The 15,966-nt window shown below is 42.4% G+C and carries 13 protein-coding genes; 6 read left to right on the top strand and 7 right to left on the bottom strand.

Going from position 1 to position 15,966, the window contains the following annotated elements:
- Nucleotides 1–85: 85 nt before the first annotated feature.
- From G399_RS0113180 to G399_RS0113195, 4 genes are read left to right on the top strand one after another with little or no spacing between them, the layout of a single operon-like run.
- Nucleotides 86–922: a MipA/OmpV family protein gene (locus G399_RS0113180; RefSeq protein ID WP_026843724.1), complete on the top strand. Its 837-nt coding sequence runs from the start codon at nucleotides 86–88 to the stop codon at nucleotides 920–922.
- Nucleotides 923–937: 15 nt separating this feature from the next.
- Complete coding sequence (locus G399_RS0113185; RefSeq protein ID WP_006013209.1) at nucleotides 938–1,360, top strand: DUF3019 domain-containing protein; 423 nt, start codon at nucleotides 938–940, stop codon at nucleotides 1,358–1,360.
- Nucleotides 1,361–1,386: 26 nt separating this feature from the next.
- Complete coding sequence (locus G399_RS0113190; protein ID WP_193362917.1) at nucleotides 1,387–2,076, top strand: response regulator; 690 nt, start codon at nucleotides 1,387–1,389, stop codon at nucleotides 2,074–2,076.
- 31 nt (nucleotides 2,077–2,107) lie between these two features.
- Complete coding sequence (locus G399_RS0113195; protein ID WP_006013213.1) at nucleotides 2,108–3,391, top strand: ATP-binding protein; 1,284 nt, start codon at nucleotides 2,108–2,110, stop codon at nucleotides 3,389–3,391.
- An 81-nt stretch (nucleotides 3,392–3,472) separates the two neighbouring features.
- On the opposite strand, the gene G399_RS0113200 is transcribed toward G399_RS0113195, so the two are convergent.
- From G399_RS0113200 to G399_RS0113215, 4 genes are all read right to left on the bottom strand, one after another.
- Entirely contained in the window at nucleotides 3,473–3,706 is a 234-nt protein-coding gene (locus G399_RS0113200; RefSeq protein WP_026843725.1) for a hypothetical protein, read from the bottom strand.
- Between the two features lie 74 nt (nucleotides 3,707–3,780).
- Entirely contained in the window at nucleotides 3,781–6,336 is a 2,556-nt protein-coding gene (locus tag G399_RS0113205; protein WP_006013217.1) for a zinc-dependent metalloprotease, read from the bottom strand.
- 165 nt (nucleotides 6,337–6,501) lie between these two features.
- Nucleotides 6,502–8,322, bottom strand: a complete 1,821-nt coding sequence (locus G399_RS0113210; protein ID WP_026843726.1) for an ABC transporter transmembrane domain-containing protein — start codon at nucleotides 8,320–8,322, stop codon at nucleotides 6,502–6,504.
- 80 nt (nucleotides 8,323–8,402) lie between these two features.
- The gene (locus G399_RS0113215) at nucleotides 8,403–11,141 is read right to left on the bottom strand and encodes a choice-of-anchor B family protein (protein ID WP_006013226.1); all 2,739 of its coding nucleotides are present in this window, start codon (nucleotides 11,139–11,141) and stop codon (nucleotides 8,403–8,405) included.
- 88 nt (nucleotides 11,142–11,229) lie between these two features.
- On the opposite strand from G399_RS0113215, the gene G399_RS0113220 reads away from it, so the two are divergent.
- Together G399_RS0113220 and G399_RS0113225 are read left to right on the top strand one after the other, a co-directional pair.
- Nucleotides 11,230–12,174, top strand: a complete 945-nt coding sequence (locus G399_RS0113220; protein ID WP_226988998.1) for an MbnP family copper-binding protein — start codon at nucleotides 11,230–11,232, stop codon at nucleotides 12,172–12,174.
- Between the two features lie 106 nt (nucleotides 12,175–12,280).
- Nucleotides 12,281–13,333 carry an MbnH family di-heme enzyme gene (locus tag G399_RS0113225; RefSeq protein WP_148277443.1) on the top strand — a complete coding sequence of 351 codons (1,053 nt, stop codon included), beginning with the start codon at nucleotides 12,281–12,283 and terminating at the stop codon, nucleotides 13,331–13,333.
- A gap of 262 nt (nucleotides 13,334–13,595) precedes the next feature.
- On the opposite strand, the gene G399_RS0113230 is transcribed toward G399_RS0113225, so the two are convergent.
- The 3 genes from G399_RS0113230 to G399_RS0113240 all read right to left on the bottom strand — a co-directional run bounded on the left by G399_RS0113230 (nucleotide 13,596) and on the right by G399_RS0113240 (nucleotide 15,962).
- Complete coding sequence (locus G399_RS0113230; RefSeq protein ID WP_006013232.1) at nucleotides 13,596–14,225, bottom strand: DUF642 domain-containing protein; 630 nt, start codon at nucleotides 14,223–14,225, stop codon at nucleotides 13,596–13,598.
- Between the two features lie 267 nt (nucleotides 14,226–14,492).
- Nucleotides 14,493–15,242: a hypothetical protein gene (locus G399_RS0113235; RefSeq protein ID WP_006013235.1), complete on the bottom strand. Its 750-nt coding sequence runs from the start codon at nucleotides 15,240–15,242 to the stop codon at nucleotides 14,493–14,495.
- Nucleotides 15,243–15,311: 69 nt separating this feature from the next.
- Complete coding sequence (locus G399_RS0113240; protein ID WP_006013237.1) at nucleotides 15,312–15,962, bottom strand: hypothetical protein; 651 nt, start codon at nucleotides 15,960–15,962, stop codon at nucleotides 15,312–15,314.
- Nucleotides 15,963–15,966: the final 4 nt, after the last annotated feature.

Raw genomic sequence — 15,966 nt, forward strand, 5'->3', positions numbered from 1 at the left:
TTTGTTAAAGACGCTGTATCTTGATACGTATCTAGTATTTAGTTAAACATATACTCTATGGGTGTTCAGAATTATGGAAGTTAACATGTTGTATTCCCCCATAACTAAACTATCGCTGGTTGCGATAGTGTTAGTCGCGTTTTCATCCTTTACTCATTCAGCAGATATTGCCCACACATTGCGTGCCAACACCCAAGATAATAATGATCCCGATAATTTTATAGAGATCGGCTTGGGTGCGTCGCTTGGCATTGGTTCATCTTTGATTGACGAGAAAGCCAAAGGCCTTGGCTTATTCATTAACCTAAGTTCTAGTTATAACTGGAATGGGTTCTTCATTGATTTAGGCTCAGAAACAGCCGAACCTCTGGTCATAGGATATAATCTTCACAACAGTGATAAGTGGTCTTTTGACTTGGTGTTAGGCACGACCGAAGGCGGAGTATCTGAAGACACAGACGATCGTTTTATCGGTATCATGAAAAGACAAAGTAGCACTATGGTGGGCGCACGTTTAACCGGATATTTTGGAAAAAACATTCTACAAGTATCACTCAAACGTGATGTCAGAGGCATCAGTGATGGTACAGTTGCCACGGCCTTGTTAGGACGTAATTGGCAATACAGGAATTGGAACTTCCACGGCTTGATAGGCTTAAATATATCAGATTCTAAGTTCAATGATTATTACCTAGGAGTGTCGGAAGAAGAGTCGGTAGTAACCGGTATCGAAAGCTACGATGGTAAAGCATCAATACACTTCAGCTCGTCTGTAGGAGTGACTTACCCACTGAGTGAAAACTGGATTTACCGCGCGGATATTAGTGTTAGTTCAAACTTTGGACAAAATGATAGCACCTTGTTTGAGAAAAGAAGAAACTTTGACTCTGGTATCAGTACCAGCATTAATTACGTTTTCTAGTTGAGTATCCAGACGATGAAACTCACCTATCAGAAATACTTACCAATATTATCTTTTAGTTTGTGTGTCACTGTCTGCTTATTTACGGGCAGTACGCATGCCCAAGGTAATAATGTAAAAGACAGTGAACTGGTCGGTATTCCTTTACGCTGCGTCGCCTTACGGCAAGGTCAAGTTTGCTACCAAGAGGTCATCATTAAATGGCATCAGGCAGAAATGGGAAATTACTGCCTGGTGGAGTTATCCAGCCTGAACAATATAAAATGTTGGTCACAAGTAAACACGGGCGAAGTTAATTTTGATTTTCAGTCTGATACTAGTTTAACTTATGGAATACGCAAAAAAGATGAACAGATTAATCTCTCCACAATCACTATTACCGTGTCTTGGGTGTTTCAATCCTCTAAGCGCCCAAAAGCCAGTTGGAAATTATTTTGATTGAAGAGATTGAGCGCCAACATATTATGTTGGTCGAAGATGATATGTCTCTGGCCGAATGGTTCAGCGACTATCTGACTGAACACGGTTATATGGTCACTTTAGTAAACCGTGGTGATGTCGCAGTTGAATTGATAAAAACAGATAATCCTGACCTAGTAGTGTTAGATATTATGCTACCAGTAAAAGACGGCTTCGATGTGTGCCGAGAAGCTCGCGGCTTCTATCACGGACCGATCTTAATGATGACTGCACGCGATCAAGAAATGGATGAAGTATTAGGCCTTGAATTAGGCGCCGATGACTACGTGACTAAACCCGTCAAACCCCGCGTATTGTTATCCCGAATAAAAGCCTTGTTACGGCGCTCAAATACCTCAAACGATAATGTAAGCGTCAGCGAAAATCACATACAATTTGGACAGTTTCATATAGATGCTCTGTCGCGCACGACAAAGTTAAACGGAAAGTCAGTTGCCATTTCGTCCAACGAATTTGATGTGCTGTGGCATTTAGCTAAATCAGCAGGTCAGGTGGTGAATCGTACCGAACTTGTGCACCAACTCCGTGGTATTGATTACGATGGTTTTGACCGCAGCGTCGACATTACTATCTCTAGGCTGCGCAAGAAACTCGGCGATGATGCAAACAACCCATATCGAATAAAAACTATTTGGGGAAAAGGATATTTGTTAGTGGCAGATTCATGGTCGTAGCGTCTATTGAATTTTCACGTTTCGGTGATCAATGAAAAAACTTACACTTTCGCTCGTCGTTGCCATACTCACTGCCATCATTTTTTTAGGATGGGGTTTGGATACGTTTTTTAATGAATATCAAGAACAAAAAGGCGCTGATGAATTTAGTGCCTACAGAGAAATCATAACGCCACTGGCTAATACCTTAGATAAAAGTGACAAACTTGAACAATTTGTCACCACATGGCAAAAGCACAACCAGCAGAAACTCGAGCTTATCCCGCTAGCAGAGTTTCCCTTACCAGCGAGTCTTCGAGATAATTTCTATAAAGGCGAACCACTGGTTCTCGAATCAGAGAATGTCATTACCGTGAACCAGCTTTTGCCCTTACAGCAAAAAGTGTTAAGCCTGAGCATCTATCAACAAAGCAAGCAAGAAGACAACTTAGGATTACAAGTTGCCTTGACCACCGTGTTTTATGCGGGCATTTTATTGTGTGTATTTATATGGCTTTATCCCTTAATAAAACGATTACGACTGCTTAGAATAACCGCTAAAACCTTTGGAGAAGGTGACTTTTCTAAACGTATTCATATTTCTTCTACCTCTTATATTGTTGATATTGAAAATGAATTTAATCGTATGGCAATAAAGATTGAAACCTTAATAGAAGACAATAAATTATTAAGTAATGCGGTGTCGCACGATCTACGCACGCCGCTGGCCAGACTGCGTTTTGGTATTGAAGCCTTAAGTGAAACCAATAAGCCTGAAGCTAAAGAAAAATATATTCAGCATCTAAACAGTGACATTGCTGAAATGGAAAAGCTTGTCGCAGTGTTACTCAACTACGCTCGGCTGGAACAAAGCATGGTTAGCGTGGCGCGTATACCGGTGAATTTGAATTCACTAGTCGAAGAATGTATTCATTTTAATCAGTCAATGCATACTAGTAAGCTCAAAAATACCGATTTTAGCCTTCAAGCCAAACAGCCAATCATCAAGGGCGATATTCATTTTTTAAGTATGTTAATTAATAATCTACTTAATAATGCGCAGCAATACGCCAAACAAAATATCCTTGTCAGCACACAAAATATCGATGGATTTGTGTATTTAACTATTTGTGATGACGGTCCGGGGATAGTTCCTGAAAAACGTATTGAATTATTCAGTCCCTTCACCAGAGGGCAAAATACCGCTGAGCAAACGGGTTATGGAATGGGTTTGGCTATAGTGGCAAGAATAGCCGCTTGGCATAGAGCTGAGGTCAGTATTGGTGAATCGGAAAAACTAGGCGGAGCTAAGTTAATAGTAAAATTTGAAAGGTAAATAAACGTCAATCAATGTTTGCCTTAACCGCCTGACGAGTATCATCTATTATAACCGAATAACAGGATAAGACCCTCAAGCTTAATGCAGCGCATCGACCACCGCATTAAAGAAATGATTTTCACGTATGTATAAGCCAGAAGCAGTAATTACTGGGGGAGCAAGAGAGTGAGCTGTTGACGTCTTCATTATCGACTGGTTCGAAGACTGTGCATACGCAGCCCCAGAGCTCATAACCATAGACATAGCCATAACCATAACTAGAAGCATCCAGAGCAGTAACAACAACGCACCCGTAAAAAAACTATGTTTCAAGTTCTTGTTCCCAATTTTCGATTTGAATACCAATATAAATCAAAAAGAGCGCAATCAGCAAATTTAAAAGGGGCTTAACCCTTATAAAAAGCCCGCTCAATACGGTCCTTTAAGAACGCCTTATGGATTTTAGTGGCCTGATCACCGCGTGACTTGTTAACCATATCGGCTACTCTGCCAAGCTGATACATAGAAGAAGCTTGAGCAAAGTTGTCGTACTTACTCTTGTCCTCTAAACCCGACATTGCAATCAAACGCTCTACGTATTCAACCTGCAGGTTACGACGGTATGAGTTCACATCACCTTTGATGTCAGCTTTGAACATAGAGTCAGTTAAATTGGCCAGCATTTTCTCAGCGGTAAACGTATTGCCATATAAGGTGGTGTCAGTCAGGCGGATCAATACATTTGGGTGCATCACATGATCAAGTACGTTCTTTTGAGCGCCTAGCAACATGTCATGTAGGCGAGGTGACTCGTCTCTTCCCCAACCACTGAAACCGCGACGTTGGCGCTGAATATAAGCAAATAAGGGGGCCATTTCATCAATCGCATCAGGTGCAAAAACAAACGCGCTTAGCGTATCCATCGCATTTTGTTGCTCGGCTTCTGGGACCGGCGTTAATGGCTGTGTATAACCCGCTTGACCCACAAAAGCGCGGTTTACATAAACACCACCAATATAGCGCGATACCACTGAAGCTTGGCGCGCAAATTCACCAAACAATACATTTACGCCAACCGTTAAGTCGTTATGTGAACGACCATCAACCAATGTTTTTTCTTTTAGTTTACCGGCCATATGCTTGATTAATTCAAAGCGGTCTTGCGCGTAATCAACAGCCTCACCTGACATATCAAAAATATTGATACGAGGGTCGACATGACGGCCAACTGCACGCATATCGTCAGCGTCATTACCAAAGGCTAATTGTGGCTCTGCAGAGCGACTTAAAATAGTGCTAAGACGCTTTTCTTCAGCAGTTGGATCGGCGAGGGCTTCTGAGTAACCATACAAAATAGCCCAATCATCATATGGACCTGGCTTTTCAGTGTAGAAGTCGCCTTGTTCTCTGCCTACTGGCGCATAGTTAACTGATGGATAATCCATAACTGAACCAGCAAGTATGCCCTGAGTAACCGAAGCATCATGCGCTTCATCATGACCATGCAGTTGCGACGCCATCATGTTGTGGTTCAAGCCTAATGTATGACCGACTTCATGCAGGATAAGATATGCCATGGATTGACGAAGTAATTTTTCTTCTTCAATTTTGCCCATACCATCTGCCATGCCAGCATATTGACCAAACATCATGCCAAGGTTTAGTGCATGGCCTAGTGAACAGTTCATGCGCTCATCGCCTTGTAAACCGTCATTCAATGAAGCGTAACCATCGGTGAACATTTCACCCGCAATCCAACGGCCTTTCATAAAGCTGTATTCCAGCATAATGTCAGAACCAATGATTTGACCCGTCAATGGATGCGCAATGCTTGGACCGTAGCCACCAAATGGGGGACGCGGTGAAGAAGTCCAACGCAGCACGTTGTAACGCACGTCATCCGAGCTCCAGTCGGCATCGTCAGCTTGAATTTTGACTTCAATAGCATTGCTTATACCGGCCTTTTCGAACGAGGTGTTCCACGCCAGTGTTGCGTTTTTAATGGTGTCACGCCATTCGACTGGGGTCGTGTTTTCAATCCACCAAACAATGGGTTGAACGGGGTCTGATAACTCAGCACCCGGATTTTTCTTTTGCAAGTCCCAACGGTTGATCACATCACGATAGTTTGCCGTTTGGTCAGAGGTTAGATCATCAAACTGTTGCGAAAAGTAACCTATTCTTGGGTCGTCACGGCGTGGCTGAAAGTCGTTCTCAGGCGCTTTAATAAAGGCATGTTGAATTTGCAAGGTGGTATAACGTGAGTCAGAAACCTCATTACCGCCGTCTACTTTAGGATCGCTATTCTCGTAAACGTAGCGGACAACCACGTGGGTATTTTCAGGGAAGTTCTTGATCTCGCTAATAGAGGTTTTGTCCTCTGAGAGTTTACCTGGCTTAAATCGACGTTTTTCTACTTTGGGGTCGTCTGAAGGCGTTTGGGAAACTTTGTGCAAGTCTTCATTTGCGAATAATTCGCCTAAAGAAATAGCGATTTTACCGTCTTCTTCGTGCTCTATTTTAGTTGACAGTAAAATAGCTTCACTAATATTCGCTTCAGCAGCTCGGCTGATGGCTTTTTCTGGGTCAAAGTAGAAGCGTGGGGTTTTTGATACTACTTCTATGCGATCATAGTTGCGACGAAATTCAATTAAACGAGAGCCTCTAAATTGGCCTCTAAAAGTCCCTGCGGCGACTGCGCCATCAACAGTGGATACAAAGTACAAAAACGGTTTGTTCAATTGTGATTCATCAAAGACAACTAAACCACTACCGTCTTCTTTATCACGGTAAATATCGACGAAGCCTTTAAAAGCATCTTTTTTGTCTAATACTTCGGTAAGTGTTTCTTTCTCTTTTTCATCTTCTTTCTTTTCATCTTTTGCATCTTCGGCAATGGCAACAAATACCATCGAGGATAAAAAGAGGGCGAGTAGTGATTTTCGTGTCAAGTTTACAAACATGATGCCATCCCAAGCTAGTTAGTCTGTGCCTTTGTGTCGAAGGCGCGGATGCTTCTTTGAAGCAAGTCCGTTATCTTACTACTTTGGGCTGGATCTTTTAGTTCGCTTTACGCTTAATATGTAGCTTAATTGTTACAAAACTTTTCATTTTTTCAAAAAAATAGTTTAACTTAACTGCAATTCAACAAACTCTTTATAAACAGGACTCGCTGCCATCAACTCGGCATGCTTGCCTTGTCCTATTACTTTTCCTTTTTCTAACACAATAATATTATCGGCGTTGATCACGGTGGATAAACGGTGTGCAATGATCAATGTGGTGGTTTTGGTCATCAGTGAATCTAACGCTTGTTTGACGTATTTTTCACTGCTTGCATCTAATGCGCTGGTTGCCTCATCTAATAATAGAATAGGGCGTTTGGCCAAGATGGCTCTGGCAATGGCAATACGCTGTTTTTGACCACCTGAGAGTTTAACGCCACGTTCGCCTAATTGAGTTTCATAACCGTCTACAAAATCCAAAATAAACTCATGTGCGAAGGCAAGTTTTGCTGCTTCAATTACCTCTTCTTTAGTGGCTGTGGTGTTAGATAAACGAATGTTGTCGAGTACCGTGGTGGCAAATATAACCGCATCTTGCGGTACCAGCGCAAATTGGCGGCGGATATCGTAGGTGCTAATGGTCTTTTGCGCTGAGTCACCAATCAAAATTTCACCATAATCAATATCATAGAAGCGCATAAGTAAATCAAATAACGTCGATTTACCAGCACCACTGTGGCCTACAATCGCCACTTTTTGGCCGGGCATGACACTAAACGAGACTTCATGAATAATTTGTTTTTCAGGCACACTAGGATAGCTAAATCCGATATTATGCAGGGTTAATATGGGTTTGTTGGCATCAACTAATGCTTGCTCGTTAACTCTGAAACCTTTGATATTGACATTTAGCGGTTGCTTTTCAATAGGCTCAAATGGCGCTAAGGTGGCGTCCGGAAATGTTGACCCGATCGGAATATCAGATGACGTATTCATCAATTCAACGATACGTTCACTGGCACCCGCCGCTTTTTGCAGATCGCCAATCACTTCGCTTATGGTGGCAATAGACGCCCCTGCGAGTACGGCATAGAAAACAAAGGCCGCGAGTTCACCAGGCGTAATAGCACCAGATATAACATCTAATGCACCAACCCAAGCAACAATAAATATAGAACTTAAGCTGATAAACATGATCATCGCAATTAGGAGGGCGCGATAATGGATGCGCTTTGAAGCACTTTGCATTATTTGTTCTGCGCTGGCGTCAAAACTTTCAACGCTTTGGTCTTCGTGATTGTATGATTGTAATGTATGGATTTCGTGTAGGCTTTCGTCAATTAATGTGCCCATACTGGCGACATCGTCTTGGCTTACTTTAGCGAAATACCTGACTTTTTTGCCAAGTAATTTTATCGGTAATAAAATGATGGGCACGGCAATAAACACGTAAAGGGTCAATGTGGTGCTGGTGATCGCCATTAAAACGAGTGCACCAACAAACATAACAAATGAGCGCAGTGCCATTGAAACACCGGTGCCAACCACCGATTGCAGTAGTGTTGTATCACTGGTGAAGCGAGATATAACCTCACCTGTGCGAGATTCAGCAAAAAAGCTTGGTGACAAGGTGACTAAATGTGAAAACAAGGCCTTGCGAATATCCGCGCACACCCTTTCACCTAGCCAAACCATCAGATAAAATCGGCAGTAGGTAGCAATACTGCCAATGAAGGCGATAACTAACACCAGTAAAAGCGAATTGAACAGCATCGACTCATCACCCGCGACGAAGCCTTGATCAACTACTAACTTAATGCCTTGGCCTAAAACCAACCAAGCCATGGCGCCGACGACCAGTGCTATTAATGCAAAAACAACTTTGCTCGTGTATGGACGTAAATGTGAAAATAGCCATGAGAGTATTGAAGTACTGCTGTTCAATGAAGTGCCTTTTGGGGTTGATTAAGCTGTATTATAACGTGTTTATTAATACTCTTTATCTCTAAATAAGGTCAAATTTGTTATTTCACTCTTCTCACCAAGGTTAATAAAAGCAAAATATTGATCAACCAAATTGCACCGCCACCGGAACTAGTCGCATTGACGGGTGTTGGCACTGGCAAAGGTGCGGGTGCTGGCGCTTCAACAGTCACATTAACACTCATTGACGTTGCAACGCCGAAGTCGTCAGTTGCAGTGAAAGTAAAGCCTAAACTGCCAGCTATATCGGGGGCAGTAAAGCTCACTGATAAACTATCGGCGTTTGCCAACGTTACGTTTGTACCTGATGTTTGTGCCCAAGCAAACGTCATGCTCTGCCCCTCAGGATCAGTCGCCGAGGCTGTTAATGTAATTGACTGAAGGGTGTTCACATTCAAACTAGTTTCAGTATTTACCTGTGGCGCTTGATTTGAGTCATCATCACGAATAGTTACTGCAACTCTGTCTGAACCTGCAATCGTGACGTTTTGGGGATTGTCTAAGACAAGGGCGAAGCTTTCATTTTCCTCATTTACATCATCATTGACGATCGTAATAGCAAAACTTTGGCCGCCTAATTCGCCGGCAGCCCACTCCAGCGTGTCGATCGCTAACGTGACATCAGCATCCGCTTGGGCGGAGCCATTTTCAATACGTAAACCGACAGCTGCGACTTGATCAGATGCGCCAGAACGAGTCACCGTTAGCGTAATGCTGCTGTCAGTTTCTTTTACAGTCAAGGTGTCTTGGTCCAACACGATTGAAGATGCGAGACCGGTTAAACTTTGAATATCTATTTTGGCAATATTTGGCGTGACTAGTTCAGCACTCGGTGATGCATTTTCCAAGCGAATAAATAGTGACTCAAGCCCTTCGCCATTGCCGTCATCAAGCGCTTCAATGCTGATGGTTTGCGCAACGGAGTCGCCGGCATTCCAAGTGAGTGTGCCGCTCTCTTGGGCTAAAAAGTCATTGCCATTTGCTGCGCCTCGCATGATTTTATAATCAACTGAAACTGCTCTTGTGCCCGAGCGTATGACGGATATATCAATAACGCCGCCTTCTGTTACTTCATATAACGCAGATGAGAAGTTAATATCGTCTCTCGCGTCGCTGTTAGTTTCATCTTTTAAAATATACAAACCGCCTTGTATATCACTGGCCAATATAATGCCTGAGGGCAGATAAGGATACACACCCCAAACACCGTTAAATGAAGCATTAGTCGACGATGGGAAGGTATCAAAATAACCCAGTTCAGCGGGTGCTAATGGGTTTGATAAGTCGAGTATTGTTACGCCGCGCTCATAATTGGACATGTAATATTTATTGCCACGAACAAAGCCATTGTGATCAATGGCGCGCGTTGGGCCACTCCATGTAGATACTAGCGTTGGCTGGTTTAAATCAGAAATATCAAAAATATGAACCGTTGTATTTAACCCTCTTCTTTGTTCGTCGAGTTCGTCATGTAAAATCACATATTGACGGTCTTCACTCCACCAACCTGAATGCGTGTATTCTGCATCTGGATAACTAACGGCGGATAACTCAACAGCACTTCCAAGGTTGGAATGGTCCCATAGTCGCAATGTTTGCTCATTGAAGTCGAGCAGAACAGTGCAGCCGGCCGAGGTGGTGTTAACACAATCACGCTCAGCGCGTTCGTCATTGACTAAAAATGATGATGCGTCGTGTGAATAGTCGCTGCGAGTAGCTCCGGAAAGAATATAGGTGGGTTGGAGTTGTTCCGGATCGGTCAGGCTATAGCTGCGCATTGCGCCGCCAAATTGATTTGAACCCAATATATGGACTTGCGGTAAGGCCGTTGAATCTTTAATGTTGAGTCCATAATCGACATTGGAAATATAAATATTGTGGGCTGAGGCATCAGTTACATCACGGCTGACTAAGACTAAGCCAGTTTCTGGGTTGCTTAAGTTTATAATGCTTAAGCCCTCAGCGGTACTGTCGGCTGTTGCATAAGCGTAGGCTTCCCATTTGTTGGCGTCGGGATTGAAATACTGAAGCACTTTAATATCACGCCAAGTGGTGTTTTGACCTTGAATTGCGTTGATAATGACCGGGTTTACGGGGTCTGAAACATCCACTAATGCGATACCTCGACGTAAGCCTAGCAATGCATATTCTTTCATCGTATTGAGGTCGACATGGCCCCAAATATCATTAGCATTGATGCTATTGGTAGGAAAATCACTAACCGGAATATGCGCTAAAAGAGACATATTATTACACGGAAATTGTCCTGCAAAACCGTCTACGCAGGCGGTTTCGGCTTGCGACTGATACATTGCGTTGACCGCATCAAGACTGTTATCTAATGCCAGTGCGGTTGCCGAATTCTTGCCTTTGGTATCGACAATAACATTAAAGCCTTTTTGATATAGTTGATCAGCATATTGTTGCGGCACACCCTGCAAGGTAGTCACAAAAGCTTGCGGGTTTTGTACTTGATAGTTATCTAGGGTTTGAAAACCGCCTAATGCAGGAACAATATCGCTAATAAGATAAAAAATATCCTCAAATTTGCTTAGTTCATAATTGCCCTGTGCAACTAAAACCACATCACCTTTATTCGCTTGCTGTGCTGCATATCCAATTGATGCACAAGGTCTAAAACGGTTTTTACAATTACCCGCATCAACACCATTTTGGGCAACAAAGCGCGCTTTGTCATGATCGGTATGCGCGTTTGCTGGCGCACAAAACCCTGTGGCAATTACAAGTAAGATGCGTAAACTAAAGGAAGTTCTTTTCATATTGGTTCCGTTTATTTTGTACTCAATACCATCTTCATTCGAAAATTTAAGCCTTTTTGCAAATGTAAACGTGTTGGTAAATGTAAAAATGTTATTACTCTCAAGTGCCATAATTATCGGCGGCTGCTCGCCTGCGCTTGAATCGCCAACTCAATCGCAAGATAACGTTGACGCGAAGATAAGTATGGCTGCAACAACCTCTACTGCGGTCACTATTACCTTTTCACTGCACTTTCAAGGCCTACCTATTCAATGTGAGCAGCCCCTCAAGATAAACAATGCTCAGTGGTATGTATCAGAATTAGCGATGTTTTTTAGTCAGTTTTCAGTTAACAATGGCAAGTCCATAATCCTAGACGATAACGATTGGCAAAGCCAGCAGGTTGCTTTGATTAGGTATAATGTAGATTGTAAACAATCGACGGGGAATATGTCATTAGTGGGCGTGATTGAGGGTATTGAGGGTATAGATGGTATAGGTGGTATAGATGGTGTAGGTGGTATAGATGGTGTAGATGCTATAAAGGCCCAAACGCCTTTGTCTCTTTCTTTTAATGTGGGCGTCCCGTTCGCTATTAATCACCAAAATCCCTTAATTCAAGCATCGCCGTTGAATGATTCTTCAATGTTTTGGGCGTGGCGCAATGGCTATAAATTTATTCGCTGGGATATGCAAAATGCCGCGGGTGATGCATGGTCGTTTCATTTAGGCAGCGTTGGGTGTGTATCTGCCGCCATGGTACGCGGGCCACGAGCACCATGTGCTCAAGCTAATTTGACCGCGGTGGATATTGTGTTGCCATCAAATTCCATTCAGGTTTTGGATGTACCAGAAAGCAATGACTTGGCGAAATCGAACGCTGCTATAAAAAAGGTCCATATTAATATCAGCATTCATCTTGATGAAATAATCAAAAATATGACGTTAACCAGAAAAACCAGTTGTATGTTTTCAGGAATTGATAATACTACCTGTAATGAACTAGTCGAAAATTTGAAGCGTAATGCTGTTTTTACACAAGCTCTTAAATAAGCTCTTACATAAGCTCTTACATAAGCTCTTACATAAGCTCTTACATAAGCTCTTACATAAGCCCTTACATAAGCTCTTTAATTTAACGTTAATTTGCACTACTGCAATGTTGGCAACTACTGCAATGTTGGCGACTACTGGCTGCTCGCCGCAAAACAAGTCAACGCCCTATGTATGGAATATACCGGCTGGTTTTCCAACGCCTAGCATTCCTGCCGACAACCCGATGACAATGGAGAAAGTCGCATTGGGCGAGCGTTTATTCAATGACACGCGTTTATCGGTTAATCAACAACAATCATGCGCCTCTTGTCATATAAAAGCCTTTGCCTTTGCAGAGCCTAAAAAAACATCTGTTGGAACTACCGGTGAGGTGTTAAAGCGCAATTCGATGGCCTTAGTTAATGTTGCTTACAACGGCAGTTTTACTTGGGCCCACGATGGTTTGGGCAAGGTCGAAAATCAGATCTTGATACCGTTATTCAATGAAACGCCTGTAGAAATGGGCGTGACGGGTAATGAGGAGGAGATACTGGCGAGGCTGGGCGACTATTCTGATGACATCAAGGTGGCTTTTGACAGCACGCAGGTTAATTTTGACCATATTGTAAAAGCACTAGCGAGTTACGTAAGAAGCTTAACGTCATTTAATTCAAATTTTGACCGTTATGCCTATTTTAATGAGGATGAAGCGTTGTCAGCATCCGCTATTCGCGGCATGGATTTGTTTTTCTCGGAAAAACTAGAGTGCTTTCATTGTCATGGCGGCTTTAATTTTACGCAGTCGAGTAAGCATGCTTTTCAAAAGTTAGATCTAGTTTCCTTTCACAATACCGGCCTGTATGACATCGACGGAGAGGGCAGTTATGCCAATGGCGATCAAGGATTGGCAGATATCACCTTCAATCCAAAACATCGAGGTAAGTTCAGAGCACCAACATTACGCAATATCATGCTGACAGCCCCATTTATGCACGACGGTTCGGTGGCAACAATGTCAGAGGTAATCGATATTTATGCTGCGGGTGGAAGGGGCGATGGCGTTAACAATCCACTTAAGAGTCCCTTTGTACAAGGCTTTGATATTACAGATGAAGAAAAACAGGATTTGTTGAACTTTTTAGAGAGTTTAACGGATTACTCGTTTATTGGTCAGTAAGTCAGTAAGTCAGTTGGTTAGCAGGTTAGTAGGTTAGTAGGTTAGCAGGTTAGTAGGTTAGCAGGTTAGCAGGTTAGCAGGATAGTAGGATAGTAGGTTAGTAGGTTAGCAGGTTAGTAGGTTAGTAGGTTAGCAGGTTAGTAGGTTAGTAGGTCACTGGCCTAGACAGAGTTGCCTAGCCACAAAAAAGCGCTTAACTGATTTGCCCATAAAAAAGCCCCGAAAATTATCTCTAACTTTCGGGGCTAACTTCAAAAGCGGATTAAGCGCGTTTGTTTCTCTTTCTTGCTATACCAAGACCTAGCAGACCTAAACCTAACAATGCTAGAGCGCCTGGCTCAGGAACTGTTACGCGTATGTCGTCAAGGAAATTCCCCAACGTACCAGTTAATGGCGTCACTGCTGTAAAACGCAGAGTTGTCGAAGTGCTGGTGGCCTTAAAACTTTGTGAGAAAGTTTTCCATGAATTTGTAACGTGATCACTTACATTCGTGTTTAGATCACCAACACTTACGTTAAACACCTCACTACTATTTTGATTGTTGCCTCTACGTGCTTTGTAGGCAAAAAACAAGTCATAACTTTGGCCGCTAATGGTACTAAACGTCTGAAAGATACTCCATGCAGTATTGGTAGATGCGTGAGCATTTAGCTCAGCGTGAACCTCACCTTCATATTGACCGTTATTAGTCCAAAGTTCTAAATTACTTCCGCTCCAGTCTGCAATAGAACCTGAAGAGTAGTACTGCCAGAAGCTACCACCACCAAGTGTAGGACCAGTTGGAGCTACTTCGAAGCCACCATTTTGAATTAAATTAGCGTTAGCGGACGTTGTTAGCAGCATACCTAGAATAGTCGCAGTAACTAGTGCACTAAAAGATTTTTTGTTCATTTTGAATTTTCCTTGATGTAAAAAGTCGATTAAATTTGTGTTTTTAATAAGCTATTTGTTTTTTTAATCAGCTTTTTTGTGCTTATTTGAACACTAATTGATCATAAGCACATCCTGTGCCAATGTGGTATACGGTTGAAATTTATAGAATAATTTAATTTAGACTGAAAGATTATTTGCTGTGTGTAAAGAAATCCGACAGTAGAAATGGATTGTAATGAACAATGTTTTACGCATTATTTATTTGTTAAAAGGGAGAGCAGCATGCTAACCGCCAACAATAATTATTGCGCTTGTATATGGTGTGATCGAAATAGCCGATTGAGTCACGAACTCTCGTAGCTGTATGTTATCGGATTCCCACATAAGCACTTTGGTAGACGACATAAAGCCAAACGGCAATGGTATTTCGTGGGTTTCAAAAGACAAGTTTACGGCGATAAACACCCTAGTATTTTTGTAGATGCGGCTAAAAGCCAACAGTTTCTTTTCGTTATCGGCTGCATAAATCTCTGTCCTACCTTTGTCAAAAGCCGGGTACATTTTCGCTAGTTTCGACAGTGACTGCAGATAATCCTTATATTCTGAATTCTTTTCAATATGTTGTTGGTCGCGATCACTCAAAAACACATCGCCATAAAAACCAAATTGATGTGCCCAAAAAAGGTGTATTTTCTTTTCTAATAAATCGATTTTTGCAGGGACTTGGTTTAGTGCTTTTGCGCTGTCCAACAATGCTATCGAATCATTGGTGAAGGTGTAAGGCAGATTTTGTTGTGCCTGTTTCGCTGAGTCCTTAGTAAGTGTGGCACCAGGGTCAGCCACCAATGTTTGCAATTGCTCTGCAAACTCAAGCATACTTTGATTATTCTTAGGGTTTAAGAAAAACGATTCCGCACTTTTATACCAAGGCTCAATATTGTCCTTATGTAAAGTCGCGGTAGTATCGGGTGTTTGAACAGGCAGGCAAGCGCCAAGGAGCAATGCGCTAAGTAACACAGAAACCATGAGTCGCAATTATTTACTTCCTTATTTGGGTAGCAGACTGAGCATCTTTAGTTAGTATAGCAGCTCAACTGTCTTGAACTACCTAAACGTCTTCCAATTAATATTCGTCGACAATAACAATTCTCGTAAACTTAACGCTCTTGGTATCGCTTTGCCTTTGCTATTCCATTTATGTCCGCTGCAAGCTGCGCTTAAAATGGCTTTACTAGGTTTCACTAAACGATGGCTTACATGATTTTTTGCATCTTCGAGTGATTCGCCGTTGAGGGCAAACCAAGCAAATTTATTGGTGTGTAATTTGTCTACTGGGCTAGTAAACATATCAATTGAATCGAGCTCAATATGCTCATTGCCGTAATTATTCACGTAAACGCAAACCACGCCGCCATGATAATGATGCTGTTTGAACCAAGTTTCTGCTTTGGCTATTTCTTTTTCATTAGCAACAAGTTTAGCTGCGGGGCATTTGTTAGCTTGTTTCGACTTCCAAGTGCCATTGTGAACATCGACATCGATTGGTGTGGGCTCATTAATTAGAAATTCAGCGGCATTTTTAATATGGTAGGTCAAACCACTGAGCTTTCGTTTCAGCAGGATGGGGTCTTTGATATTGCTGGTAGCAAGACTAAGTAACTCTCGTTCATACAACGCGTTGCATAACTCAGCGACGTTGGGAAACTGTTCGGCTAAGTTAAATATGTTGGTTTGATCGGATTGTTGGTCGCTCATCACT

The sequence above is a fragment of the Brumicola pallidula DSM 14239 = ACAM 615 genome (assembly GCF_000428905.1).
Lineage (GTDB): Bacteria > Pseudomonadota > Gammaproteobacteria > Enterobacterales > Alteromonadaceae > Glaciecola > Glaciecola pallidula.

Excerpts from the sequence above, each read along its gene's own strand:
- G399_RS0113225 (WP_148277443.1), top strand. The coding sequence starts at position 12,281 with ATGTTGGCAACTACTGCAATGTTGGCGACTACTGGCTGCTCGCCGCAA.
- G399_RS0113220 (WP_226988998.1), top strand. The coding sequence starts at position 11,230 with ATGTTATTACTCTCAAGTGCCATAATTATCGGCGGCTGCTCGCCTGCG.
- G399_RS0113190 (WP_193362917.1), top strand. The coding sequence starts at position 1,387 with ATGTTGGTCGAAGATGATATGTCTCTGGCCGAATGGTTCAGCGACTAT.
- G399_RS0113215 (WP_006013226.1), bottom strand. The coding sequence starts at position 11,141 with ATGAAAAGAACTTCCTTTAGTTTACGCATCTTACTTGTAATTGCCACA.
- G399_RS0113185 (WP_006013209.1), top strand. The coding sequence starts at position 938 with ATGAAACTCACCTATCAGAAATACTTACCAATATTATCTTTTAGTTTG.
- G399_RS0113205 (WP_006013217.1), bottom strand. The coding sequence starts at position 6,336 with ATGTTTGTAAACTTGACACGAAAATCACTACTCGCCCTCTTTTTATCC.
- G399_RS0113180 (WP_026843724.1), top strand. The coding sequence starts at position 86 with ATGTTGTATTCCCCCATAACTAAACTATCGCTGGTTGCGATAGTGTTA.
- G399_RS0113240 (WP_006013237.1), bottom strand. The coding sequence starts at position 15,962 with ATGAGCGACCAACAATCCGATCAAACCAACATATTTAACTTAGCCGAA.
- G399_RS0113230 (WP_006013232.1), bottom strand. The coding sequence starts at position 14,225 with ATGAACAAAAAATCTTTTAGTGCACTAGTTACTGCGACTATTCTAGGT.
- G399_RS0113195 (WP_006013213.1), top strand. The coding sequence starts at position 2,108 with ATGAAAAAACTTACACTTTCGCTCGTCGTTGCCATACTCACTGCCATC.